The following is a 24,540-nucleotide window of genomic DNA, read 5'->3' on the forward strand; positions in this document are numbered from 1 at the left end:
TTACACATCGAGCTTATAACACAATTTGCCTACTGCAGCCGATGCTTTCTACAAAGTATTTATCATGGCTTACGAGTATAAAACCACCTTTAAAACCTTGTAATGACTGAGCCAAGAGCCGTTTAGATTCAAGGTCGAGATGATTATCCGGTTCATCTAATAACAAAAATGCAGTGCTTTCAATATTACTGACGATACACATGGCGAGCTTCATTTTTTCGCCGCCACTTAAAAATGCGGCGTGTTTGAAAACCGCGTCTTTTCTAAAGCCCATACTGGCAAGTAAAGTACGTACTGTGCTCTCATCTAGGTTTTTACAGTGAGCCATGATGTTTTCAAGCAGGGTTAGTTGGTTGTTTATTAATGTGAAATATTGGTCTAAATAATAGAGTGCTTGATTGCAATGTAACTGCCCTGCTTTTACTGGTATGTCGTATGTCAGAGTTTTAAGTAAGGTTGATTTACCAGTGCCATTTGCGCCCGCTAAATGAATTTTATCATCACAGAACACCTGAAAATTCAGCGGCTTTTGTGTGCCGTGTGATAATACAACGTCCTCCAGGCTAAGTACTTTATGATGCTTAGCTTTATTTGATTGTGCTAAATAAAATTGCTGCGCTTTAGCTTGTTCAAGCTGGCTAGAAAGCTCTTGTTTATTACTAGTCAGCATGCCTTCTCGTTTAGAGGTGTTTTTACTTTGTGATGATAAATGAGCGCTGGCTTTATCTTTTTTAGTATCTATCAACACTTTGGGCTGGCTGCCAGACTTTCTAAGTTTTGCACCTTGGTTTGCTCGCTTTTGTGCTTTTTGCTTTTGTAATTGCTCTGCTGCTTTAAGTTTAGTTTGCTGTTTAACAATGTGGTTTAACTTGTTTTCAAGGGCAGCAACTTGCTGCTGCTTTTGACTATGGTATTCTGAAAAACACGTGCCATATTGTGTTAAACCAAGGGATGTTAGCTCCCAAACTTCATGCGCTTCTTCTAACAGTTCTCGGTCATGACTTATCAGTAATATCTGCCCTTTAAAGTTATTTATTTGCTTTATAAGCCCGCTTTTGCCTTTTGCATCTAAGTGGTTTGATGGCTCATCCAGTATTAAAATATCGGGCTTAATGCAGGTAAATAGTGCCCAAAGCTTTAATTGGCTAAGCTGGCCACCGCTTAAATGTTTACTTAATGAGTTGTGGCCTTTGTTTTTAACATCGAGCCTTAAAAGCTCTGCGTTAAAGCGCTCTGCTAAGTCCCAATTCCTCTCGAGCAAAGTTAGATTTTGCTCTGTAACTTGCCCCTGGCTTATCGCATCATGAGCATTAAAGATGTGCTCTAGCCCAATAGCCTCTGCGATTGTTTGGTCATCCGCTTGCTTTACATCGTCCATTTGCCAGTAAAAACCGAGGGTTGAATTACAAACAACCGTGCCAGAGTTAGGTTCTCTTTGCTTAGCAAGTATCGACGCTAATATTGATTTACCACAGCCATTTCTACCGACTAACGCGGTGACTTTAGCAGTGAGTGAAAATGAGAGTTTGTTAAAAACAACATCGCCATTGCCATGTTGATAACATAAATTAAAAGCTTGAAGGTGTGGCATAGTGCCTCCTGTATTACAGGGGCAGTGATACCAATTCACAATAATATATTTAATTAAGCGAATTGGTATAAGCGGTTGATCACGCAAGAAGTAACATAATGTAAAGTGATAGTGAGCAACGCCTACTAACCCTGCTGGTCCAAAAAGATAGAATGAAATTAATTGGATAACAGGTTTAGTTGTTCATGTTGGCATCTACTCCTAAAGGTGAGGTTAAATGATAACCAGCCAGTGATTAAATAGCAACGAGTTATGTTACCCTTAACTCATTGACTAATTAAAGGAGTCTATTTTGAATTTAGTGAATTGTGACGCTCACTTACAAAACCCAATACAAGTTAAAGTTCATTTTGATGCTAATAAGCGTGTATTTGTCATTGGCGATTTAGACGCTGACTTGGCTAAATTTGAGCAAGCGCTTGAATCTGTTAATTTTGATAAAAATCACGATGTGCTGTTTTCGCTTGGTGACGTTATAGATAGAGGTGCTGATAGTGTAAAACTCATCAAACGTTTTATAGAGTTGGGGGTTTACATGTCGCTGGGTAATCACGAACATATGTTGCTAGAATCTTTGCTTACACACGATAAAGATTACTTTTCGTTATGGGTTAAAAATGGTGGTCGCTGGCATATAGATACGAGTGATGAAGAACTTGAATTTGTTTGCAATTACTTACGCAATCGCCCTCTTTCATATTTATTGGATTATCGAGGGGCTAAAATTGGTTTATCGCACACAGTATCGCATAATTGGAATTGGTTAGTTCCTGCTAATGATAAACAACTTGCGGTCTCCGCTCTTTTGTGGGAACGAACAATAGTAAAGCAGAGGATAGTCGAAGATAATCCCAGTATTAGTTTTTCAATTCATGGCCATAACACGACTCAAACCCCCTATTGGCTTGGCAACACTTACCATATAGATACCAACTATCTAGGCGGAAAGCCAACTATTGTGGAACTTGAACGTTTAATTAATCAGTACAGTTCCATTTAGTTTAAAGTGGCAAGTCTGGTGGCTGTATTTTCTTCAAGGTATTGTTTGTATTGTTGACGAGCATGCCAAAGTTGCTCATTTGTTTCTTGTAAATAGATAACTGGCCCACTGATTTCTTTTGCTAGATTTGTCAGTTTTGCATATTCTCGTGTATCGATTTTACCGTCACTAAAACAGCTTTTAGCGACTTGCAAAAACTCTTCATTATTGTAGATACCACTATGCCACATAAGTGAGCGATACATACTAGGCGTTATTTCGCGAGGCGTATCATTTGAACGAAAGTGCTCAACCTCGAAGTAAATTGTGTTACCAGCAACTACTATTCCTATTAATGATAGCGTGGTGAAAGTCATCATCCATTTCATGCTTCTGTCCTTAAAGTTAGTTCCTTTTAACTATAGGACAGAAAGATGAATACTAACTGTTTATTTCATTAATTTGTCTTGATTTGAGCATTCTCTAAACACTTAATTGTTGTTTTTAAAAGTTGTTTAACGTATCAAGGGTTACCGAATGATACGTTATGAATTTTTAATGAAGTGCAGCTGTAAACGGAATCTTCTTACATATTTCAGCTTCGGCAACGAGGATCTCTTCTAATCTTGTATCCACTTCTGTTTTGTCAAAGTATTCATATGCAAGTTCAACAAATAAGTTTTTATGTTTTTCTTCAGACTTGGCGATAGCTACATAAAAATCTTTTTCTTTACCAGCAGGAAGTGCCTCGGCAACTAAAGAGAAACGTTCATGACCTCGCGCTTCAATAACACCAGCGACTAATAATCGGTCCATTAAAAACTCATCACGGCCATTTCTGAATAATGCACGAATATTCTTAATATAAGGATCTTTTTGATCATTACCTAATGAAACATCACGTTCCATTAAAAGCTTGAGTACTTGTTTAAAATGAATCATCTCTTCTAAAGCCAAATCAGTCATAGCTTTAACCAGCTTACGACGATCTGGATAATGAGATAGCATTGACATAGCCATACCCGAAGCTTTTTTTTCAGCTGCGGCATGGTCTTGCAAGAAGGTATCAAAGTCTGCAAGAACACCTTCAGTCCATTCAAATGGCGTGTGATATTTTAATTCAAACATAATAGCGAACAACTTAACTAATAATGGCGGCGATTTTAGCGCATTTACGTTATAAAATCTTGTGATTGTAACCCAGTGACTTATCTATTTTTCCATTTCGTGTAGAGGCCACTTTGTTAGGGTGTTTTATGTCATTCCAAGCTGTTACTTTGCCCGCTATATTCAGTGGTTTAAAGGTGATAGTTTGCTCTGTTTGAAGAAAGTTTTGAAGTAGTTTAGGACTTTTCTTATCAGCAACACTCAATGACAAGAGCTGGTGCTCTCGCCCTCTAAAATACTCAGAAACTTGATTTTGGTGGCGGTTATAACACTGGGTTAGGTATTCGTCAGATTCAATATCGGATAAATTAAAACAGCCAAAAGTATCTAAGTAACAACGTTTAAGGTGAGTATTAAAGCCACCATCTTCTCGCATTAAGTTGGTGTGCATGCGTGTAAGCAGTTGCCTTATAGATGGTAGCCATTTAGTTAGCTCGCGCTCTAAATTAATAAATCTACAATTATCGAAGTGCTTGTCGAGTAGTTTATATTCATTGAACACTGGGGTATCGGCAATAACTTCTGCGTTGTGGATTGATTGTTGAGTATAAGCCGTGTGTGCTGTTTTATATCCTAGCTCTAAAAAGCTATGGCATATGCTGGTTGTGCCTGTGCGCGGCAAACCGATTATAAATATCTTATTTTTCATTCACAGTCTGTATGGTTAACCACAAAGAAGCATCGCTTACAGGGGTTAATGGAGGTAAATCTTTATTTTCTAATTCTATAATAGTCTTAGTGTGTATGCTGGCATTATTGATTGCTGCGCCATTATATTTATAAAAAAGGCGATCAAATTCGCCATTTTCACGCATGATATTAATACCCTTAGTGACTGCATCAGCAATTTTAGTGTTGTTCTTATTAAAAAAGAAATATATTGGGCTTGGGTATTTCAGCATGAGTTGTGGTAACACTTCAAGTTCCATGTCATTTTCAAATATTGCTTTTTCTATATCAACTTCCAGAATTGAACGAGGAAACAACTGCCCTCGCCCTTTATTTAGCATGTTAAAAAGTGACGTATAATCTAAAGAGGTAAATACAACGAGTCCGTTGTCTCGAAGTATTTTTGTATCGGGCCAGTCTTGCCCTTGAACGAAGTAAACCGTCTTTAAATCATCTAACGTGTGCAGTTGCTCTAGCTGCTTTAATTGCGATTGGGTTGTTAAAAGTAAACGCCATCCATATAAACCTTTGAACAAAGGCACTCTTAATGGGAATAATCGTTGCTCTCGCTCAATCGTTGTCATGGTCCAGTTGACGTTGATCTCTCCACCAACTTCTATTTGTCTTAGTACACGGCTTTGGCCTAGAAGGTGTTTAGAAGGAGTTAGTATGAACTTTACACCACTATGTTCTAAAGCAGAGCGAAGTAAAATGAGCGGATAAAGCACCTCTTCATCTAAATTTGGCATGGTCTTAGGGTACACCACACGGAGCGTTTGATTATCTGAAGTTATGCTTGATGTTGAGTTGTCCATTTCTACACTTGCAAGCGCGCTTTGACAACATAAAAGAAAGGCAAGTGTAAAAACAGAGGTTTGCATAAGCTAAATAACTCGCGTGATTAATAATAAAACTGCGCTTAGTATCATAGTTAAAAAGGTAAGCCCCATTCCAATAACACGGAATTTCAATTGATTTTCTGCTAGTGCGTAACTGTGGCAAATGCGTCCGACGACTAACATTAAACCTAAAACATAGCAGTAATGGCTTGAAAGACCTTGATACTCTACTAAAAATAGCAGAATCAACGAAAAAGGCACGTATTCGATAAAATTTCCATGGGTGCGAATTGCAGCATTTAATGTGCTGTCTCCGCCGTCTCCCAACGAGATTTTCTTTTTTTTGCGTAGGTTAATTACCCTAAAACTTAACTGGATGTACATTATTGCCAAAACGGCTGCAAATATTGAAACAATCACATTTTTTCCAAATTTTTATTTAACATTAGACGCTTAGCCAAGTTTATTGCTAGGCTGTTTGTATATTCTCAACTATTATGACTTGATCATATCGAAAGTCTAACTGTTCTTAAGGAAGTGCATGTTTACGCCAAGAAAATTAGCTGATAACTACCGAGAAATGATAAGCAGTATAGGGTTTTACCCATCTATGCTCTCGGTGATGTTTTTAGTTTTTGCTTTAGTGACAACGGCAATTGAGTATTCGTCTTTATCGATGGAATTTAAAGAGCTCATTGGTGTGTTACTGGTCGACAGTGAAGAAAACGCCAGAACCATCTTAAGCACACTAGCAGGCAGTATTATTTCACTCACTGTGTTTAGCTTTTCGATGGTAATGGTTGTATTAAATAGTGCCAGTGCCAGCCTGTCTCCCAGAGTACTTCCTGGCCTCATTACTCGTAAATCACATCAACTTGTACTGGGTTTTTATTTAGGTAGCATTATTTACACCATTATTATGCTTATTAATATCCGTACTATTGGGGATGGAGATACGGGGATCCCTTCTCTGGGCATCTTGTTTTCATTAATTTTTGGCCTTATTTCATTGGGCTTTTTTGTTTACTTTATTCACTCAATTTCTAAAGCAATTCAAGTGGATAATGTTCTCAACGATTTATTCAAGAATACCAAAGCGGAGCTAAAGAGTATTATTTCAATGCAGGAGGAGAACCCTGTTAACGACTTTCCTCGCTTTGATGATTGGCATAGCATTAAAAGTAAAACAGAAGGTTACTTTAAAGGTGCACACAGTGATAAATTATGTGCTTTGTGTAAGAAACATAACATCAGAATTTATATCTCGGTTAAACAAGGTTTTTTTACGGTTAAAGGTTATCCCTTTTTAAAGTGTGATACGGATTTATCAGATAAACCTGAACTTGTAGAAGAGCTGCTTGCTTGTTTTATTTTTTATATCGAAGAATACATTCGTGACCATTACCGCTATGGTATGACGCAAATTTCTGAAATCGCAGTAAAAGCAATGAGCCCAGGCATTAATGATCCTGGTACGGCAGTAAAAGCGATCGATATGTTGAGTATTCTACTCATTAAAAGGCTCAATATTAGCGATGTGAACTACTCGCTGAAGCATGCTGAGGGTGATAAGCCGTATTTATATCTGCACGAAACATCTTTTGACGAGCTATTGCACGATAACTTTACCCCTATACGCAATTACGCCAAGGGTGATGCTTATGTAATGGTTAATGTACTCGAAGCGTTTAAAAATATTCTATTCAGATCCTCTGAAAACAGTGAAGCCACAGAGAGCCTGTTCATTTATTTAGAAGCGATAGTAGAGGATATAGACCGTAATACAAGTAATGATTACGACAGAAAGCAAATTACCAACATGTTAAAAGCAATTGCGAGAATATCTGAAGACAAAGGGGAAAAATTGGTGGCAAAATTTACCACCAATTCAGAAGATTAATTTTCGATAAGGTAAACAGCGTAACTACTGGCCGTGATGGTGATTTCACCACTTTGATAGGCATCAGGCACGTAGTTACCTGATGCATCTGCGGCAACCATCATTTTTTCAGCACGCATATACGGTTGTACATCGGTCTTTAGAGGACTATTCGAAGCCGTATATAAACCTTTTAGCTCTACACCATAATCACTTGCAAGCTCTTTTGCTGCTGCTTTGGCATCTTTTATCGCGAGCTTTTGTGCTTGTTTGTGCAGCTCATCATAGCGGCTAGAAACAAATTGAGTTTGATTTATTTCATTAATACCTGAATCAACAAGTTGCTGTAATAATATTGGGTATTTTTTTAAGTCTTCTAGGGTCAGAGATAAGCTTCGCGTTACACGGTAACCTACAAAATTTTGTTTGCCTGTTTCTCTGTTGTATTCGGTTTGTCTATCAATCGAGATATTAGAAGCATAAATACCTTTTTCATCTACACCTTGGCTTTTGGCTAACTTTATCGCTTTAGCCATAGTGGTGTCAGCTTTATTTTTTGCTGCTATTAGGTCTTTATCAACTTCGACGATAGCCACTGTCAGCTTGACGTTATCAGGAATAGCGGTAACGGTTGCTTGGCCTTGAATGTAGATATGAGGTGAATCAGGTGCTGATTGAGCAAATACATTTAAACTGATTGCACTGGCAATTGTGGCAAAAACGAACTTACGCATAATTCATGTTCCTTAACTTAAACTCCGTTCATTATCACCTTAAAGGGTTAATTCAATATGAACAAGGCGATTGCGCAAATTTTTTAATAACGATAAAAAAACAGGCTAAAAAGCCTGTTTTTTCTAAATAGAAATAAAGAATTAAATACTACGACGTTTGTAGTTACGGTATTCAGGTAACCAGTAATTCTTTTCGATTGCAGCCCATAGAGCTTCATCACTTAATTCTAATGCAACGCCCTCTTCCATCGCTTTTTTAGCGACAGCAAACGCAATACGTTTACTTAAAGCCTGAATCTCAGTTAAGGCAGGTAACAAACTTCCCTTACCGGTATTAGCGCGAGGCGAAGACTCTGCTAACGTTTCACTCGAGACAATTAACATTGCATCTGTAATACGGGTTGCTTTAGCTGCAATAACGCCTAAGCCAATACCTGGGAAGATGTAGCTGTTGTTACATTGAGGAATTGGAAATACTTGGCCATTGTAATTAACAGGATCAAATGGGCTACCTGAAGCAACAATTGCTTGGCCGTCTGTCCACTCGATTACATCTGCAGGAAGTGCTTCAACTTGCTTCGAAGGATTACTCAATGGGAAAATAATTGGCTGTGCACAAGATGCATGCATTGCGCGGATAACTTGCTCTGTAAATAGTCCAGGTTGACCAGATACACCGATTAAGATGTCTGGTTGTGCACAGTGCATTACATCAAGGAGTGATGCGTACTCACCACTGTAAGTCCACTCGCTTAAATGTGCTTTTGGTTGAGCTAGTGCATCTTGGAAATCACGTAAACCTTCCATACCTTCAGTAAGAAGACCAAAACGGTCAACCATGAAGATTTGAGAACGAGCTTGCTCATCGCTAATGCCTTCAGCAACCATAGTACTGATAATTTGCTCAGCGATACCACAACCCGCAGAACCTGCGCCAACAAACACTACTTTTTGCTCAGAAAGCTTTGCACCTTTTACACGACATGCAGCAAGTAATGAACCTACAGTCACAGCTGCTGTTCCTTGGATATCATCATTAAAGCTACAAATGTCGTTACGGTAACGTTTCAGTAAAGGCATTGCGTTCGGTTGTGCAAAATCTTCAAACTGCAACAGCACACTAGGCCAGCGACGTTTAACAGCTTTAATAAATAATTCTAAGAATTCATCATACTCGTCTTGTGAGATACGCTTATGACGTGCGCCCATGTACATTGGGTCATTTAGCAGTTTTTCGTTATTCGTACCAACATCAAGCATTACAGGTAATGTATAAGCAGGGCTGATACCACCACACGCTGTGTAAAGTGATAATTTACCGATTGGAATACCCATGCCACCAATACCTTGGTCACCTAAACCAAGAATACGCTCACCGTCCGTTACAACGATAACTTTAACTTTACCTTTTGTAGCATTACGTAAGATATCATCAATTTGAAAACGATCTTCATACGAAATAAATAAACCACGGGCACTGCGGTAAATATCCGAGAATTTTTCGCACGCATCACCTACTGTTGGTGTGTAAATGATAGGCATCATTTCTTCAAGATGATCACGCACTAAGCGGTAGTATAAGGTTTCGTTGTTATCTTGAATTGCGCGTAAGTAAATGTGCTTATTTAGGTTGTCGCTAAAGCTTGAATATTGCTGATAACAACGCTCAACCTGCTCTTCGATAGTCTCGTAACGAGGAGGTAATAAGCCAGCTAGGTTGAAACTTTCTCTTTCTTTTTGTGAAAAAGCGCTGCCTTTGTTTAATAGCGGCGTTTCAATAAGGCCAGGGCCTGAATAAGGAATATATAGATAATTTGGATCGGTATTTGTAGTCATATTTCCAAGCTTTGATGCGTCATAATTATGACCTGACATTATTACTGTTGAAGGTGAAATTGCAATGACAATCCACCTTGTCAGACCATTGAAGAAAATGAATTTTATGCTCTAAACTGCATACTCTTTAGTATACATGAAAACTCAGCAGCTTTAAGGCTGCTGAGCACGTTTTTAATGGCTTTTATCACTTAAAGCAATACCTTCACGACGCGGATCAGCAGCGCCGTAAAGCTTACCCTCTTTTAGTTCAACAGCATGTAAACCAGAGTTTAAATCTAAGATGCGAACATTGTGTCCACGGTTAACAAATTCAGCTTTATGATTTGCAAGCTCGGTGCCTTTTTCAAGGCTGGTATAATTATTTCGGTTTGTAATGCGTGGTAAGTTGATCGCCTCTTGCGCGTCTAAATTCCAATCGAGAACACCAATAACCACTTGCGCTACATAATCAATGATACGACTACCACCGGGTGAACCAACCACTAAGCGCAAGCTACCGTCTTTGTTAAACACCATGACTGGCGACATTGAGCTACGCGGGCGTTTACCTGCTTCAACACGATTTGCTAAAGGTTTACCATCTTTTGTTGGCGATAAAGCAAAATCAGTCAGTTGATTATTTAAAATATACCCATTTACCATAACTGTTGAACCAAACGCCATCTCAATTGAACTGGTCATCGAAACTGCATTGCCTTCACTGTCAACAATAGATACATGACTCGTTGATGGCAATTCATACGCATCATCTTGTGCATAAGCAAGTGAGTTAGGTGGCGTGCCTGCTTCGGCATGAACATCTTTCTCTGAAATAAGTTTAGCGCGACTGGTAATGTACTCTTTGTTTAACAAGCCTTCGGTAGGGATTGCCATAAAATCAGGGTCACCCATGTATACATTTCTGTCGGCAAAAGCTAAACGCGATGCTTGAGTAAAATAATGAAGCGCTTGTACTGAGTTAGGTTCAAGCTTTGCCATTTCTTTGTGCTCAAGCAAGGCTAGAATTTGTAACACAGCAACTCCCCCACTGCTTGGTGGAGCCATTGAACACACTTCATATTGATGATAATCAACACACACAGGTGCACGTTCTTTGCTTTGATAGCTTGCTAAATCCTCTACGCGAAGTGTGCCTGGCGCTACAATTGAATTTTGCACTGCATGAACAAGTTGTTGTGCATTTTCGCCTTTGTAAAAAGCATCAATACCGCGTTTTGCTATTTCTTTATAAAGTGCTGCAAGCTCAGGGTTTTTCTTAACAGTGCCAATAGCGAGCGGCTTTCCGTCTGGAAAAAAGTAATCACGAATAACGGGCAACTTTGTAACACCAGGGTTTAGTTCTTTAGCTAGTAACTTGTGCAGGCGAGGTGACACAACAAATCCTTGTTCTGCAAGCGCAATTGCAGGTTGAAATAGCGTTTGCCAAGAAAGCTTGCCGTAGCGCTTATGAGCTGATGCAAAGGCATGTAAAATACCCGGAACACCCACTGAGCGACCACCAACCACCGCTTCAATCCATTTTACCGCTTTACCGTGCTCATCTAAAAACAGCGTTTCATCCGCATTACTAGGCGCAGTTTCACGGCCATCAAAACTTGTTAAACTCTTTGACTTATTATCAAAGTACATCATAAAGGTGCCACCACCTATGCCTGATGATTGTGGTTCAACTAATGTAAGAACGAGTTGAGTGGCGATTGCCGCATCAACTGCTGTACCGCCTAGCTCAAGCATTTTTTGCCCTGCTTTTACAGCATAAGGATTGGCTGCTGCGACCATATATTTATCGCCTTCAACGACCTGCTTATCAGCAAATCCCGTTGCCGCTTCTGGTTCTCTTGTTTCAATTTTTGCCGGTGCAGCTAAAAGTGTTGAACAATACAGTAATGAAGAAGAGAGCACGATAAGTGCTTTGGTTTTAAAAAACATAAAAACTAAATCCCGGTTGTTTAATTGGCATCTTGGTGTGAAACGTGCACAATATGCAAAAAATCTCTAAGCCATAAAAATAACATGATCAACCTGCCCCTGAAACCACTATATGTACTTCCTCCTTTATGTTTAATCTTACTAAGCACTTTTTTTGCGGCATTTAATCTTAATGATTATTTAGAATTTAACCGGTTGTTAGTTACAAATGGTGAATATTGGCGGATTTTCACGAGTCAATTCGTTCATGCAAATTGGCCTCATCTTTTCTTAAATTGCGCTGGTATTTTTTTAATATGGGCATTACATGCTGAGCATACATCACCATTTAGATACGCTTTTAACATCGCTGTTCTTGCACTTTGGTGTGGATTAGGGGTGTGGTTATTTTGCCCTGATATTTATATTTATACGGGACTTAGTGCATTACTGCATGGTGTAATAATTTGGGGCTCGATAAAAGACGTACAAGCAGGCCTCTTTTCAGGCTGGTTGTTGTTCGTAGGCACATGGGCGAAAGTTATTTGGGAGCAAATTGCAGGCCCTAGTGATTCAGTAAGCCAATTAATTGCATCAAATGTGGCTATAGATGCCCATCTTATTGGTGCACTTGGTGGCACAGTACTGGCTTTGCCAGTATTTATAAATGTTTTAAAGTCTACATATAAAAACAGCCACTAATAAGTGGCTGTTTTGTATAAGTCCAAAAACTAAAGCGTTTCTTTGAACAACTTATAAATACGACGGTATTCATCTAACCAGCTTGATGGCTGTACAAAGCCATGCGGTTCAACTGGGAAAATAGCTGTTTCAAAGTTTTCTTTTTCAAGCTCAATTAAACGTTGTACTAGGCGCACAGAGTCTTGGAAGAATACGTTGTCATCAACCATAGGTGCGTTGATTAATAAGCGATTTTTCAAACCTTCCGCAAAATAAATTGGTGAACTCTTCTCATACGCAATTGGGTCAACATCTGGGTGATTTAAGATGTTCGACGTGTAAGGACCATTGTAGTGAGCCCAATCAGTTACCGGACGAAGCGCTGCACCTGCTTGAAATAAATCAGGTTGTGTAAATAGCGCCATGAATGTCATGAAACCACCGTATGAACCACCGTAGGTGCCTACCGCTTTTGTATCTACGTTAGCGTTGTCTGCCATCCAGCTTACGCCGTCTGCTAAATCTTGAATTTCTGGCGTACCCATTTGTCGATAAATTGCTGTACGCCAATCACGGCCATAACCTTTAGAGGCACGGTAGTCCATATCCATGACTACGTAGCCTTCTGAAGCCAATAGTGAGTGGAACATAAACTCGCGGAAGTAACCAGACCAACCCATGTGTGAGTTTTGTAAGTAACCTGCACCATGGTTAAAGATAACCGCTTTACGGTTTTTGCCTGTCTCGCCTTCTTTATAATCAGCTGGGTAATATACTTTTGCGTAAATTGGCTGATCAGTGTGGCTTGAAGGCACAGCAACAATCTTAGGTGCAATTAACTTCTTCGCTAAAAACTCATCAGATACCGTGTGCGTTAACTGAGTTGCTTGGGTATTTGCTTTTGCATCAGCAACGTAAAGCTCAGGTGGCGACATAATCTTAGAGTGGGTTAGCAATAGTTTGCTTTCATCTGGACTTAACTGGTAGTCGGTCATGCCATCAAGGTTAGTGATTTGCTCAGACTCACCGTTTGCAGGGTTTACACGATAGATTTCGTAAAGACCTGGGTGCTCAACGTTAGCTTTGTAGTAAATTGCTGAGTTATCAGCCGTTAACGTTAAGTTAGAAACAACAAATTGGCCTTTAGTAAGCTGCGTTGCTTTACCGTTAAGTGGCTTTTTGTAAATATGGCTGTAACCAGACTCTTCAGATAGATAGTAAAGCGTATCAGAGTTGTTCAACCAACCAAAATCGTTGTATGCATAGTTAACCCACGCATCGTCATGTAAACGGTGCTGTGAAACAAGTTTGTTGTTTTGTGTATCAACAGTCGCTAACCAACGGTCTTTGTTGTCCCATGCTTCAAGCATAAGAGCCACGTGTGAACCATCTGTGTTCCATTGGATTGCACTTTGATCCCAACCCCAATCCATCATTAGGTTGATAGCACGCGGCGCTTTTTCAGACTTGTAAGTTTTGCCATCACGAGCGAAGTTTTCTTTCTTAACAGCTGCAAGAACGTCTTCATCAAAACCAGGTAAGGTATCGAATGCAAGGGTTGTTTGCTCGCCTGATTTAAGGTCGATGTAAATAACATCTGAGCTGATTGGTTTTTCATCCGCAACGCGACGACGTACTTTTTCAGCTTTTACGCGCGCATCATCGGCAATGTAATTAGGCATGATATCGCCTTCATCGCGCCATGAGCGGTTTTCAGTGGTAACTGCAACGAGAGCTTGACCATTTGGTGAAAGCTGCACGTCTGCCAAACGTTTATCTTTACCTAAATAGAACTGTGAATTAGCAATACTGTCGTTTTGCTCATTAATTTGCTCTTTACGCGCTTCACGATCTTTTTTGTTTTTGTGAGTCAGCGCAATGTAATCAATTAGTTTGTGCTGCTCTTTTGCAATATACGTGTCTGGCTCTTGCACACCTTTAGGTGCATCGTCTAGGTGTAAGTTAACTAACTCAACTTGACGACCTGTTGCCAAATCAACTTTATAAAATGCATTACCTTGGCGATACGCAAGGCTGCCATCCGTTAAAAACTGCGGCTTTGATTGCTGTGCGCTGTCGTGTGTAATTTGTGTAATTTGACCAGTGCTTAGGTTTTTAACAAAGATATTACCTTCAAATGCATAAGCCTGTTGCTTTTTATCAGCCGAGTAAACTGCGTTTTTTGCACCTACGGTGTGTAATTTGTTTAACGTTAATTGTGATGCAGATTGGCTATTAACCGCTTGCACATATAAATCACGTAACTCACTACCCTGTTGCTTTTGTGCATAAACAATGCTGTTAGAATCACCATTCCAGAAAGCACGCTCTGGCTGACGGCCTAACCAATCAGGGTGAGCCATTGCTTGCTCTAACGTGATTTCAGCTGAGCCTGTGTCAGCAGGGGTAACAACAACAGGGGCTACATTGTTTACTTGTTCTTCAGAAGGTGTTGAGGCGGTTGATTGACAACCAGCTAGCATAAAGCTAGATGCGACTGCGAGAGCCACTAACGTTTTATTAGCAGTGGTTTTGAATTTCATAGTGCTTCTTACGGGGTTATTATAATTCGCCTTATTTAAGCAGAAGCACTGATGAAATAGCAATTTTTATAGGATAAACAGCCAAACTTTTCCGTTTAATAACAGCTTATTTCAAGCTAATATCAAGCCATACCATACGATGATCAGATGAGGCATTACGATCTTTAATCAAACGGTATAATTCTGAGCTTTTTACTGGCCAAAATACCCCGCCGTCATTGATCTCAATACCGTAATTAGAAGGGAGTACGTAATCAGCACGGGCTTGCCAATAGGCCGTGTAATTTTTTGCATATTCTTCTTTATAGGACTGTTTAGCCCCTTTGCTAGAAGGGGTAAATGAAGTATTCACTAGAGGGTTTTTCAAAATTTGGTCAGTTGTTTCAGGACGAGCTTTACCACCTTCAGGTGCCGCATTTAAATCCCCAACAATCACAAAGCGGCTTTTCGCTTTTAAGCCCCCTTTTTGGCCTTTGTCATCATAAATGTAGTTCGCATTATTGATGTAATCAGCAATTAGGCGCACTTCATCGTGATTACGCTTACCGTTACGGTCTTCATCACCATCAAAAACTGGCGGTGTTGGATGTGAAGCTAGTAGATGAACCGTTTTTCCTTTTACATCAATCGGTAAATCCCAAAATGATTTAGAGCTTAGGTGGATTGCTTGCCATTCCTCAGCAGAATACCAGTTTTTACCTGTTTTAGGGTCGATGGGCATTTGCGCATTTGGCATGTCTTTATATTTGAATGTTTGTAAAGTACGTGCTTTATCTAAATCAATTGGGTAACGTGACAGTACTGCCATCGCATAATGCCCTTCAAAGAAGCCAAAGCCCTGCGCGTCGCCTTTGTAATGCCCCTTTACACCATCGTTATCTAGATCAAATTCAGTAGCTAAACCCGTATTGACTGGTGCAATAAAATAATATGGATAGTCAATTGCAACCTGCTTATTTTGCGGTACTTGCAGATAGTTTTTGCGAAAAACGTTAATGCCTTTTTCAGCATCAATATAATCAAACTCGTTCAGTAGAATTACATCTGGTCTTACACGTTGAATAATTTCTGCTATGTTGCGAATTTGCTGGTGGTTACTCGCTAATGCTTTGCTTAAAGCATCTTTATCGACCGCCTCACCTTTTTTAGCATAATTTGTGGCGTCCATGCTCACGTTGAAAGTGGCAACACGCAGATCTGCAGCCGCTAAATTATTAGCAAACAAGCCTGTAGCAAGTGCTATTGAAGAACTTAATAAGGAATTTTTCATGAAATAAATCCGTCTACTATTAGTAGTAAAATAATACTGCTGACAATGATCCATAAGATCATCGCCATGATAAAAGGTTTAATGCCCGCTTGTTTTAAAACTGAAATTGATAAGCCACTGCCGATTAAAAATAAGGTCATTACCAAAACTTGCTTAGCACCTATGTTAAGGGCGTGCCACAGTGTTTGAAACTCTGGAAAACTTGAATTAATCAGCGCAGCAGCCAAGAAGCCTATAATAAACAAGGGGATACTGGCTTTTTCATCAGACTTCCAAAATACACCTGCGATACTCGTATACGGTATGATCCACATCGCTCTGGTCAGCTTAATGGTTGTTGCAATGGCAAGCGCAGATGCGCCATAAGCCGCGGAAGCCCCCACTACACTGCTCGTGTCATGAATAGCCAGTGCCGCCCAAACCCCAAACTGATGCTCAGTCAGGCCAAAATAATGACCAATCATCGGAAATAACACTAAACCAAGGGCATTTAATAAAAACACCACGGCTAATGATATCGCCACTTCATGATCTTTGGCCTTAATTACAGGCGCCATTGCAGCAATGGCGCTACCACCACAAATAGCAGTACCAAATGAGATGAGTACGCCAGTATTTTTATTTAACTTAAATAACTGCGATAAAATTTCGCCAAGGCCAATAATCGCGGTAATACTAACGATTGTAAGCACAATAGAGCTACGCCCTACTTCTATTACTTGGCTAAAATCAACAGCAAAGCCTAAGCCAATTACCGCCAACTTTAGCATCCATTTACTCATTTTTTGTGACTGCGCTGCAAATGGATTACCTAATAGCATGGCAAACAAAGCACCGACTACAAGTGCCGTAGCTGAGCCAACAAATGGCAAAGCAGATGCTAAAAATAACGTAATAAATAGTACTTGTTTTGGGCGTTCGGCTATCACAACGGTGCTCTGATCAATCTATTGGTTAACTTATGCACTACAGGTGCGACAAAAATAACGGTAGGAAATGCCACACAAAAAGCAAAAGCCCATGCTTTAAGCCAAATGGTTGCAATGTTATCAATTAAACCAACGTTAAAAATGCTGATCACTAAAGACATAAATCCAGACATAAACAGCGCCATAAAAAACGCAAATACGACTGTTCTAAATCGAGGATGTAACATAACAAGCTAATATTAATATAAAAATATTAGTCTATAGCAAGAAAAACCTGACGCAAGTGCTTTGAGACAAGAGGTATTATTCTATTAGGATATTAAAAAGCCGAGATGAACTCGGCTCCTTAGAATTTAAACTGATCAGTTTAAAATAAGTTGGGTGCTGGTAGCAGCGACACCTGGATAATCGTGTTCTGGCAGCACTTCAGCAAGTGCCGCTAAACGCTCACCCAGTTGATGAAGATTATCGGCTGAGACATTAATATGCCCCATCTTACGACCAGGTTTAGCCGTTTTACCATACCAGTGACTTGTAACGTCAGGCGTTGCAAGTACTGAGTGTGGAACAGAAGGCTGGCCTAGTACATTGATCATAGCGGTAGGACGAAGTAGTTCTGTACTACCTAATGGTAAACCAGCAACTGCACGCATATGATTTTCGAACTGTGAGCAATGCGTACCCTGCTGTGTCCAGTGACCAGAATTATGCACGCGTGGCGCAATTTCGTTAACTAATAACGTGCCTTGCACATCAAAAAATTCGATTGCTAATACACCCACATAATCAAGCTCTTGCGCAAGCTTGTTAAACGCAACCTCAGCTTGTTCTTGAATTGCTGCTTTTTCTTTACCCGCTACTGAAAGTGTTAGTACACCGTTAGTGTGTTGGTTTTCAGTGAGTGGATAGATTACTGTGTTACCTGCTTTGTCGCGTGCCCCAATAATAGATACTTCACGGTCAAACGGAATCATCTTTTCAGCGATAATAGAGTGCGGCGCAGTTACGGTGCCTGATGCGATGAAATCTGCCATTTCTGACCAGATCTGGTCAATTTCATCAGCAGACTTTAAGCGCCATTGGCCTTTACCGTCGTAACCCGCTTGGCAAGTTTTGATCACAAGCGGCTTACCTAAGCGCTCTACAGCAGCAATAAGGTGCGCTTTTTCTGTAATTAGCTGATAAGGCGCACACTCAACATTTGTTTTATCAAGTAATGCTTTTTCAAGAGCGCGATCGCCACCAGTTTTAATCGCTGCTTTACCTGGGTAAAACTTATTGCTTTGACAGCATAGCGTTAGTACATCATCAGGAATGTGTTCAAATTCTGCTGTGATGGCGTCTGCATTATCAATTGCTTGTTGTAATGTGCTGTTGTGAACTTCACCGGTTAACGGGTGAATGATTTTTTCACTGCCCACATCGTAAGCAACAACATTTAAATCAAGCGGTGCACCCGCTAAGCTCATCATACGAGCTAACTGACCTGCACCTAAAATTAAAATATTCATATTACTCTGCAGGATTAGGGTTAGCTAAGATGGTGTCTGTTTGTTCTTTACGGAAAGCTTCAACTTTTGCGAAGATTTCAGGCTGTTGACAACCTAAAATTTGTGCTGCTAAAAGTCCAGCATTTGCAGCGCCTGCTTCGCCGATAGCCAGTGTACCTACCGCAACACCTTTAGGCATTTGGCAGATAGATAATAATGAATCTACACCATTAAGTGTTTTTGATTTAACGGGTACACCTAAAACTGGTAGTGATGTAAATGCCGCAGCCATACCAGGTAAGTGCGCAGCACCACCGGCACCCGCAATAATAATTTTAATGCCGCGCTCAGCAGCCGAGCTTGCATAGTCAGCAAGTAATTGAGGGGTACGGTGAGCAGAAACAACTTTAGTTTCGTATTCAATGCCAAATTTTTCTAGCATTAATGCCGCATGTTCCATCGTTGGCCAGTCTGATTTGGAACCCATAATAATGCCAACTGTCATAAATACACCTCAGTTAAAATTGTTTTCTAAAAAGCGGACTTTTGTCCTTATTTTGTGGCGGGTATTATATACCCAAACCACCTCAAGATGCGACTCTAGAAGCACAAAAAAGCCATGACATGCATGGCTTTTAATCACTCATAAGCACATTATGCTTCTTTGCTTGCTAGGTACTCGGTGTATGTACCTTTAAAGTCGATAATGTTGCCGTCTTTGATTTCCCAAATACGGTTAGCAAGTGATGATACAAATTGTCTATCGTGTGATACGAACAACAAAGTCCCTTCGTATGCTTCAAGTGCTAAGTTAAGCGCTTCGATAGATTCCATATCCATGTGGTTGGTTGGTTCATCCATTAATAAGATGTTTGGTTTATGCATCATAATTTTGCCAAACAACATACGGCCTTGCTCACCACCTGAAATAACTTTTACTGACTTTTTAATGTCGTTTTGTGAAAACAACATACGACCTAAGAAACTACGAACAACTTGCTCGTCGTCACCTTCTTGTTGCCATTGTTCCATCCACTGGAATAAGTTCATATCTTGTTCGAACTCGTCAGCATGGTCTTGTGCGTAATACCCAATATTAGCGTTATCTGACCATTTAAATTCACCTTGTTTTGGTGCTAAACGACCAGCAAGGGTATTTAACAGTGTTGTTTTACCAACACCGTTCTCACCGATAATCGCAATACGCTCACCTACTTCAACTAAGCCTTCAAGGCCACTGAAAAGCATGTTATCAAAACCTTGCGCTAAGTTTGTTAGCTCTAAGGCATTACGGAATAGTTGCTTTTCTTGCTCAAAGCGAATAAATGGGCTTTGACGCGAAGATGCTTTAACTTCTTCAAGCTGAATTTTATCAATTTGTTTAGCACGTGATGTCGCTTGCTTTGCTTTTGAAGCGTTTGCAGAAAAGCGCGATACGAACTGTTGAAGCTCAGCAATTTGGCTTTTCTTCTTCGCGTTTTCGCTAAGTAGACGCTCACGAGCCTGTGTTGCGGCAAACATGTACTCATCATAGTTACCAGGGTAAATACGAAGCTCGCCGTAATCGATGTCAGCCATGTGTGTACAGACTGAGTTTAAGAAGTGACGGTCGTGCGAAATGATGATCATGGTGCAGTCGCGCTGGTTTAACACGTCTTCTAACCACTTAATAGTGTAGATGTCCAAGTTATTGGTAGGCTCATCGAGTAGCATGATGTCTGGATCAGAAAACAGCACTTGTGCAAGTAACACACGCAGTTTAAAACCCGGTGCGATTTCAGACATAGGGCCGTAGTGTTGCTCAGTGCCAATACCTACACCAATCAGTAACTCACCTGCTTTTGCTTCTGCTGAGTAACCATCCATTTCGGCAAACTCAGTTTCAAGGTCTGCTACACGCATGCCGTCTTCTTCGCTCATTTCAGGTAAGCTGTAAATACGGTCACGTTCTTTTTTTACTTCCCACAGCTCTTTATGACCCATGATTACCGTGTCGATTACAGAAAACTCTTCGTAAGCAAACTGGTCTTGGTTTAGTTTTGCAACACGCTCGTTTGGATCTGTACTGACGTTACCTGAAGATGGCTCAAGTTCGCCACTTAGGATTTTCATGAAGGTTGATTTACCACAGCCATTCGCACCGATTAAACCGTAACGGTTACCATCGCCAAATTTTGCTGAGATATTTTCGAATAAAGGTTTAGCACCAAATTGCATGGTGATATTAGCTGTACTAATGATAGCGGTACCCTCCAGCGGGTAAAAAAGTAAAACGAAACTGTGTGCAATTTTAAACTAAAGCCGCTTAGCACGCTATGAAAGATTGTTTAAAACAACCTAGTCATTTTACAACTTAATTAACTAGGTCTATCTTTAGTGAACATGCTCACTTTTATAAGTGAACGCGCTCACTTTACAATTACTTTAAATAAAACAATATAATAGCTATGGGCAATCATAATAAGACACATCAACATATTCTAAATACTGCATGGCAGCTTTTCGCAGAGCATGGATTTAATGATACGTCTACACGTCAAATATCTTCTGCTTGTGGTATTGCTGTCGGTACTTTGTTTAAACATTTTGAGAGTAAGATCGCGATTTTAGAGGCATGCCTTGAATTGAGGTTTAATGATGTATTAGAGCGCGCTAAAGAAACCGATATTCATCGTCCTCCCCGATTGAAGATCAATCATTACGCACAATACTTTTACCAATTTTATTGTTTACATCATCAATTTTATAAAGTGCTATTTAGTGAACGTTTATTTTCTAAAACATTTCAACAACGACATATGGAGTTAATTCAAACTTTAGTGTTTTCTGAACAACCACAGTTTAATAAAGTAAAAGCCGCTATCTTGTTGGACTGTTACTTTATGACCCTTATTTATGGGTTAAGTGCTGAAATCCCTAATACCAAACTAATGCTCAGAACGTTGAGTCAGAAAGTGTCTATTTTTTAACTAGAGTAAGCCATTGATAATTCAACATAGTGAACCTAAAATGAATAAATTTTCCTCACAAAGCGGGAGTTTCATGATTTTTTTTCACTTTTTCATATATTTTAGCTTTGATATTCTCATTCTTTTAGTTAATTTAGACCTATTAGGGACAACAATTAAACAAGGTACTTTATGAAAAGAACACACGCTGCCATTTTTCTCGCTGGCTTAACGATAATCCCAACAGCAAATGCCATTGAGATTTATAAAGATGAAACAAACAGTGTCACTTTTGGCGGCTTTATTGATGCAAGAGTAATTAACACTCAAGGTGAAACCGAAATTGTAAACGGTGCATCGCGCATTAACTTTGATTTTAAACGACAATTAAAAAATGGCTGGCAAGCTTTTGCACTACTTGAATGGGGTGTAAACCCTGTTGGTAGCACAGACATAATTTATAATAACCGCTTTGAATCAATTCAAGATGAGTTTTTATATAATCGATTAGGTTATGTAGGACTAAAACACGATGACTATGGCCAAGTAACAATAGGAAAGCAATGGGGTGCATGGTATGACGTGGTCTACAATACAAATTATAGTTTAGTGTGGGACGGTAACGCTGCAGGTGTCTATACATACAATAAAGATGATGGTGCGGTAAATGGAACAGGCCGTGGTGATAAAGTACTGCAATACCGTAACACTTGGGGGAAATTTCATGTCGCATTGCAAGCCCAGCTGAAATCGGATGACTTTTATACCTGCGACATCGCGGATATATCTCGCAGTTCATGCGAATTATTATTTGAGCAAGGTAATCCTGCAGCGCAAAATGTTGAGTTTAACTCGACTTATGGCGCAGCTGTTACCTATAGAGCAACGGATAATCTAAAACTTACTGCCGGTATTAACAGAGGTGAATTCGATATTGTTTATGCAGATGGCCGTGATCAGCTTGTTACCGATTTAATTTACGGTGTAGGTATAACATATGGTGACTTTTACAAACCTGGCTGGTATGCCTCTGCAAATATCAATAAAAATGAAAACCACGATACAGATAATTTAGGTCGTTTGATAAAAGATGCTGTCGGTTTAGAGTCTATCCTAAGCTATCGCTTTGATAACGACATTCGTACTTTTATTGCTTATAACGTATTTGACGCAGGTGATGATTACGTAATTCAACCTAACTTTAACGCCGACCCACAAGATGTATTTAAACGTCAATTTGCCGTGATAGGCGCGCACTACTTTATGGCTAAAGATACTATTTTGTATATAGAAGCTCGTAAAGATTTTAGTGACTTTTCGAGTAATAACGCTGAGCAAGAAGCTCAAATGTCACAAACAGAAGATGACGGTATAGCTATCGGATTTAATTACACTCTGTAAATAGTAATTAACGCTTAAGCCCATCTAGGTGGGCTTTTACCTACCCTATTTTATGTACTACTAAAATATTTTGCTTTTTGGCAAGATCAATCAATAAAAGCTGTTACTCAGCAACTATTAACCATGTGTGAAAAATAAAGCCTTGTGCATATCCGCACCTTGTTTAATTGCTTGTTATGCTCTTTTCTCTGGAGCGAACTGGAGCAAAGGTAAATATAATGTTTTTCACTACTTTTTTGTCTTCTTCATTTAAGTATGAAATATCAAACGGTTCAGAAGTCTTTATAGCTTTTAATGCTTCTTTTTCTAACTCTTTTTGACCTGTAGAGCGCACGATTTTAGAAACTTTTAAATAACCATTATCATCAAGATTTATATGTACCTGTACCTTATGGCCGAAACATGCTTCGCAAACAAATAAGTTTGATTCAATTAGACTTTTATTCTTACTAGCCCAATTTGGAACAGCAGTTTTTTCATTAAAGTCTGAAACCTTTCTTGTTGAAATCTTTTCCCCTAGTAATTCATGCTGAGTAGTTGAAGTACAACCTATCAAGGAAAAAGCAAAATAAAATTTGATTAGAAGTTTCATAGTATCCATGTTATATCAAACGCAGCTCAATGGGACGCACTGTTTTTGGCTAAAATTAGGGAAAAATAATCACAAGTCATGTGTTTTGAACTATGGTGAGTTACTTGTTAGTATTATTTCCATATATTGTGAAAGTTGTTCTCATGTGCCCAATGATCAAATTCACCTATTAACATAGCAAATCCAGACTCTTCTATTTCTTGAAAAGATTCTGGTGCGTCTTTTGTCATTCCATACTCCATTGCTCGGCGATAGATTTTACGAATTTTAATTAGTATTGACTTCAACTCGTTAAAGTTACTTAACGTTAAATTTTCAGCATTGATACCGATAGATTTAGCAAATCTAGGAAAATAAATATTAACTTCTTGTTTAGTGAAATTTGGTGCTGAGAATTTCATTTTCGACCAAAACTCGCTTTCAAACCTTTCAGAAAAGAAATCAAGTATACCCTCTGACAACTTTACACTTGCATTGTATGGTGTAGAAGTACTAAAAATATTATCCCATATATTTTAAAGGGGTCCACATCTAAACTTAAATGTTCAGATATTGGGGTAAGATATTTTTGGAAATGATCTCGATGGTTTAAGTAATTAGAAAAGTTGTTCTGATTTATACTCTGCTTAATAGTAATCGCTCTCTGTTCTGAGCTATGCAATCTACTGACAGTTACGCCGAGTATCAAACTCCCAGATGCAATCCATAAAGGTAACTTAAAAATTGAAATAAAATTAGAATATGCTTCAACTGTACCAGTAAATTCAAGCCCTTTAGTTAAAGGATATGCAAAGCAAAAAGCTAAAATCAATGGGAATAATGTAGCGAACCAAAACAAGAAATTCTTGTATAATGCCTTTTAACCATTAATACAAAAGTATTCAATGAATTTGATAATTTCACCAACCTCCATTAGTAGTGTTAACTCATCAATAGCGATTGAACGACCGCATGATTGTTCACTTTTCTGAATAGGTTATTTCTACCAGAGTCATTAACTAATTGCTAGGCAAAAGAAAAGTTAATAATAGAAAACTCTAACCTCTACCAAAAACGAGATTTTACATTTTCTAATAAGCAA

At 39.2% G+C, this 24,540-nt stretch carries 23 protein-coding genes; 5 read left to right on the forward strand and 18 right to left on the reverse strand.

Going from position 1 to position 24,540, the window contains the following annotated elements:
- Positions 1–13 precede the first annotated feature (13 nt).
- Complete coding sequence (locus L0Z67_RS08500; protein WP_405127845.1) at positions 14–1,591, reverse strand: ATP-binding cassette domain-containing protein; 1,578 nt, start codon at positions 1,589–1,591, stop codon at positions 14–16.
- Between the two features lie 301 nt (positions 1,592–1,892).
- Here L0Z67_RS08500 and L0Z67_RS08505 point away from each other — a divergent pair, with 301 nt between their 5' ends.
- Complete coding sequence (locus tag L0Z67_RS08505) at positions 1,893–2,591, forward strand: metallophosphoesterase (RefSeq protein ID WP_405128715.1); 699 nt, start codon at positions 1,893–1,895, stop codon at positions 2,589–2,591.
- On the opposite strand, the gene L0Z67_RS08510 is transcribed toward L0Z67_RS08505, so the two are convergent.
- The 5 genes from L0Z67_RS08510 to L0Z67_RS08530 all read right to left on the reverse strand — a co-directional run bounded on the left by L0Z67_RS08510 (position 2,588) and on the right by L0Z67_RS08530 (position 5,665).
- Positions 2,588–2,959, reverse strand: coding sequence for a hypothetical protein (locus tag L0Z67_RS08510; protein ID WP_237114086.1), 372 nt, complete (start codon positions 2,957–2,959; stop codon positions 2,588–2,590). The genes L0Z67_RS08505 and L0Z67_RS08510 overlap by 4 nt on opposite strands.
- A gap of 166 nt (positions 2,960–3,125) precedes the next feature.
- Positions 3,126–3,698, reverse strand: coding sequence for a tRNA-(ms[2]io[6]A)-hydroxylase (locus L0Z67_RS08515; RefSeq protein ID WP_193988821.1), 573 nt, complete (start codon positions 3,696–3,698; stop codon positions 3,126–3,128).
- Positions 3,699–3,747: 49 nt separating this feature from the next.
- Positions 3,748–4,386, reverse strand: coding sequence for a sulfotransferase (locus L0Z67_RS08520; protein ID WP_405127846.1), 639 nt, complete (start codon positions 4,384–4,386; stop codon positions 3,748–3,750).
- Positions 4,376–5,221: an ABC transporter substrate-binding protein gene (locus L0Z67_RS08525; RefSeq protein WP_228074460.1), complete on the reverse strand. Its 846-nt coding sequence runs from the start codon at positions 5,219–5,221 to the stop codon at positions 4,376–4,378. The genes L0Z67_RS08520 and L0Z67_RS08525 overlap by 11 nt, the downstream gene beginning before the upstream one ends.
- Before the next feature lie 69 nt (positions 5,222–5,290).
- Positions 5,291–5,665: an MAPEG family protein gene (locus L0Z67_RS08530; protein ID WP_237114087.1), complete on the reverse strand. Its 375-nt coding sequence runs from the start codon at positions 5,663–5,665 to the stop codon at positions 5,291–5,293.
- A 121-nt stretch (positions 5,666–5,786) separates the two neighbouring features.
- Here L0Z67_RS08530 and L0Z67_RS08535 point away from each other — a divergent pair, with 121 nt between their 5' ends.
- Entirely contained in the window at positions 5,787–7,145 is a 1,359-nt protein-coding gene (locus L0Z67_RS08535; RefSeq protein ID WP_405127847.1) for a DUF2254 domain-containing protein, read from the forward strand.
- Here L0Z67_RS08535 and L0Z67_RS08540 read toward each other — a convergent pair.
- The 3 genes from L0Z67_RS08540 to ggt all read right to left on the reverse strand — a co-directional run bounded on the left by L0Z67_RS08540 (position 7,142) and on the right by ggt (position 11,626).
- Positions 7,142–7,858, reverse strand: coding sequence for an SIMPL domain-containing protein (locus L0Z67_RS08540; RefSeq protein WP_237127893.1), 717 nt, complete (start codon positions 7,856–7,858; stop codon positions 7,142–7,144). The genes L0Z67_RS08535 and L0Z67_RS08540 overlap by 4 nt on opposite strands.
- A 141-nt stretch (positions 7,859–7,999) precedes the next feature.
- The gene (locus L0Z67_RS08545) at positions 8,000–9,694 is read right to left on the reverse strand and encodes an NAD-dependent malic enzyme (protein ID WP_062569404.1); all 1,695 of its coding nucleotides are present in this window, start codon (positions 9,692–9,694) and stop codon (positions 8,000–8,002) included.
- A gap of 174 nt (positions 9,695–9,868) precedes the next feature.
- The gene (gene ggt, locus L0Z67_RS08550) at positions 9,869–11,626 is read right to left on the reverse strand and encodes a gamma-glutamyltransferase (protein WP_083515303.1); all 1,758 of its coding nucleotides are present in this window, start codon (positions 11,624–11,626) and stop codon (positions 9,869–9,871) included.
- Between the two features lie 84 nt (positions 11,627–11,710).
- Between ggt and rrtA the strand changes: the two genes are divergently transcribed.
- On the forward strand, positions 11,711–12,307 hold the full coding sequence (gene rrtA / locus L0Z67_RS08555) for a rhombosortase (RefSeq protein ID WP_062569094.1): 597 nt from the start codon (positions 11,711–11,713) through the stop codon (positions 12,305–12,307).
- A gap of 29 nt (positions 12,308–12,336) precedes the next feature.
- On the opposite strand, the gene L0Z67_RS08560 is transcribed toward rrtA, so the two are convergent.
- The 7 genes from L0Z67_RS08560 to L0Z67_RS08590 form a co-directional block, all read right to left on the reverse strand.
- The gene (locus tag L0Z67_RS08560; protein WP_405127848.1) at positions 12,337–14,829 is read right to left on the reverse strand and encodes a prolyl oligopeptidase family serine peptidase; all 2,493 of its coding nucleotides are present in this window, start codon (positions 14,827–14,829) and stop codon (positions 12,337–12,339) included.
- A gap of 106 nt (positions 14,830–14,935) precedes the next feature.
- Positions 14,936–16,099 carry an endonuclease/exonuclease/phosphatase family protein gene (locus L0Z67_RS08565; RefSeq protein ID WP_405127849.1) on the reverse strand — a complete coding sequence of 388 codons (1,164 nt, stop codon included), beginning with the start codon at positions 16,097–16,099 and terminating at the stop codon, positions 14,936–14,938.
- Entirely contained in the window at positions 16,096–17,028 is a 933-nt protein-coding gene (locus L0Z67_RS08570) for a YeiH family protein (protein ID WP_083515304.1), read from the reverse strand. The genes L0Z67_RS08565 and L0Z67_RS08570 overlap by 4 nt, the downstream gene beginning before the upstream one ends.
- Complete coding sequence (locus L0Z67_RS08575) at positions 17,025–17,255, reverse strand: DUF2798 domain-containing protein (RefSeq protein ID WP_062569098.1); 231 nt, start codon at positions 17,253–17,255, stop codon at positions 17,025–17,027. The genes L0Z67_RS08570 and L0Z67_RS08575 overlap by 4 nt, the downstream gene beginning before the upstream one ends.
- Positions 17,256–17,390: 135 nt before the next feature.
- Positions 17,391–18,539 carry a 5-(carboxyamino)imidazole ribonucleotide synthase gene (locus L0Z67_RS08580; RefSeq protein ID WP_405127850.1) on the reverse strand — a complete coding sequence of 383 codons (1,149 nt, stop codon included), beginning with the start codon at positions 18,537–18,539 and terminating at the stop codon, positions 17,391–17,393.
- A 1-nt stretch (position 18,540) separates the two neighbouring features.
- Positions 18,541–19,023, reverse strand: a complete 483-nt coding sequence (gene purE / locus L0Z67_RS08585) for a 5-(carboxyamino)imidazole ribonucleotide mutase (protein WP_054561454.1) — start codon at positions 19,021–19,023, stop codon at positions 18,541–18,543.
- A gap of 149 nt (positions 19,024–19,172) precedes the next feature.
- On the reverse strand, positions 19,173–20,759 hold the full coding sequence (locus tag L0Z67_RS08590; protein ID WP_237127981.1) for an ABC-F family ATPase: 1,587 nt from the start codon (positions 20,757–20,759) through the stop codon (positions 19,173–19,175).
- A gap of 206 nt (positions 20,760–20,965) precedes the next feature.
- On the opposite strand from L0Z67_RS08590, the gene L0Z67_RS08595 reads away from it, so the two are divergent.
- Together L0Z67_RS08595 and L0Z67_RS08600 are read left to right on the forward strand one after the other, a co-directional pair.
- Complete coding sequence (locus L0Z67_RS08595; RefSeq protein ID WP_405127851.1) at positions 20,966–21,487, forward strand: TetR/AcrR family transcriptional regulator; 522 nt, start codon at positions 20,966–20,968, stop codon at positions 21,485–21,487.
- Positions 21,488–21,658: 171 nt separating this feature from the next.
- Complete coding sequence (locus L0Z67_RS08600; RefSeq protein ID WP_193988830.1) at positions 21,659–22,867, forward strand: porin; 1,209 nt, start codon at positions 21,659–21,661, stop codon at positions 22,865–22,867.
- 163 nt (positions 22,868–23,030) lie between these two features.
- On the opposite strand, the gene L0Z67_RS08605 is transcribed toward L0Z67_RS08600, so the two are convergent.
- Positions 23,031–23,459, reverse strand: a complete 429-nt coding sequence (locus tag L0Z67_RS08605; protein ID WP_237118543.1) for a cell envelope integrity protein TolA — start codon at positions 23,457–23,459, stop codon at positions 23,031–23,033.
- A gap of 113 nt (positions 23,460–23,572) precedes the next feature.
- Positions 23,573–23,860 (reverse strand): hypothetical protein, encoded by a 288-nt coding sequence (locus L0Z67_RS08610; RefSeq protein WP_405127852.1) that lies wholly within the window; start codon positions 23,858–23,860, stop codon positions 23,573–23,575.
- Positions 23,861–24,540: the final 680 nt, after the last annotated feature.

The sequence above is a fragment of the Pseudoalteromonas sp. PB2-1 genome (assembly GCF_045040605.1).
Lineage (GTDB): Bacteria > Pseudomonadota > Gammaproteobacteria > Enterobacterales > Alteromonadaceae > Pseudoalteromonas > Pseudoalteromonas arabiensis.

What these genes read in the sequence shown, in the direction of transcription:
- L0Z67_RS08525 (WP_228074460.1), bottom strand. Translation starts at nt 5,221, where the DNA reads ATGGACAACTCAACATCAAGCATAACTTCAGATAATCAAACGCTCCGT.
- L0Z67_RS08510 (WP_237114086.1), bottom strand. Translation starts at nt 2,959, where the DNA reads ATGAAATGGATGATGACTTTCACCACGCTATCATTAATAGGAATAGTA.
- L0Z67_RS08560 (WP_405127848.1), bottom strand. Translation starts at nt 14,829, where the DNA reads ATGAAATTCAAAACCACTGCTAATAAAACGTTAGTGGCTCTCGCAGTC.
- rrtA (WP_062569094.1), top strand. Translation starts at nt 11,711, where the DNA reads ATGATCAACCTGCCCCTGAAACCACTATATGTACTTCCTCCTTTATGT.
- L0Z67_RS08565 (WP_405127849.1), bottom strand. Translation starts at nt 16,099, where the DNA reads ATGAAAAATTCCTTATTAAGTTCTTCAATAGCACTTGCTACAGGCTTG.
- ggt (WP_083515303.1), bottom strand. Translation starts at nt 11,626, where the DNA reads ATGTTTTTTAAAACCAAAGCACTTATCGTGCTCTCTTCTTCATTACTG.
- L0Z67_RS08515 (WP_193988821.1), bottom strand. Translation starts at nt 3,698, where the DNA reads ATGTTTGAATTAAAATATCACACGCCATTTGAATGGACTGAAGGTGTT.
- L0Z67_RS08610 (WP_405127852.1), bottom strand. Translation starts at nt 23,860, where the DNA reads ATGAAATTCTCAGCACCAAATTTCACTAAACAAGAAGTTAATATTTAT.
- L0Z67_RS08580 (WP_405127850.1), bottom strand. Translation starts at nt 18,539, where the DNA reads ATGAATATTTTAATTTTAGGTGCAGGTCAGTTAGCTCGTATGATGAGC.
- L0Z67_RS08605 (WP_237118543.1), bottom strand. Translation starts at nt 23,459, where the DNA reads ATGAAACTTCTAATCAAATTTTATTTTGCTTTTTCCTTGATAGGTTGT.
- L0Z67_RS08600 (WP_193988830.1), top strand. Translation starts at nt 21,659, where the DNA reads ATGAAAAGAACACACGCTGCCATTTTTCTCGCTGGCTTAACGATAATC.
- L0Z67_RS08535 (WP_405127847.1), top strand. Translation starts at nt 5,787, where the DNA reads ATGTTTACGCCAAGAAAATTAGCTGATAACTACCGAGAAATGATAAGC.
- L0Z67_RS08520 (WP_405127846.1), bottom strand. Translation starts at nt 4,386, where the DNA reads ATGAAAAATAAGATATTTATAATCGGTTTGCCGCGCACAGGCACAACC.
- L0Z67_RS08575 (WP_062569098.1), bottom strand. Translation starts at nt 17,255, where the DNA reads ATGTTACATCCTCGATTTAGAACAGTCGTATTTGCGTTTTTTATGGCG.
- L0Z67_RS08540 (WP_237127893.1), bottom strand. Translation starts at nt 7,858, where the DNA reads ATGCGTAAGTTCGTTTTTGCCACAATTGCCAGTGCAATCAGTTTAAAT.
- L0Z67_RS08595 (WP_405127851.1), top strand. Translation starts at nt 20,966, where the DNA reads ATGGGCAATCATAATAAGACACATCAACATATTCTAAATACTGCATGG.
- L0Z67_RS08500 (WP_405127845.1), bottom strand. Translation starts at nt 1,591, where the DNA reads ATGCCACACCTTCAAGCTTTTAATTTATGTTATCAACATGGCAATGGC.
- L0Z67_RS08545 (WP_062569404.1), bottom strand. Translation starts at nt 9,694, where the DNA reads ATGACTACAAATACCGATCCAAATTATCTATATATTCCTTATTCAGGC.
- purE (WP_054561454.1), bottom strand. Translation starts at nt 19,023, where the DNA reads ATGACAGTTGGCATTATTATGGGTTCCAAATCAGACTGGCCAACGATG.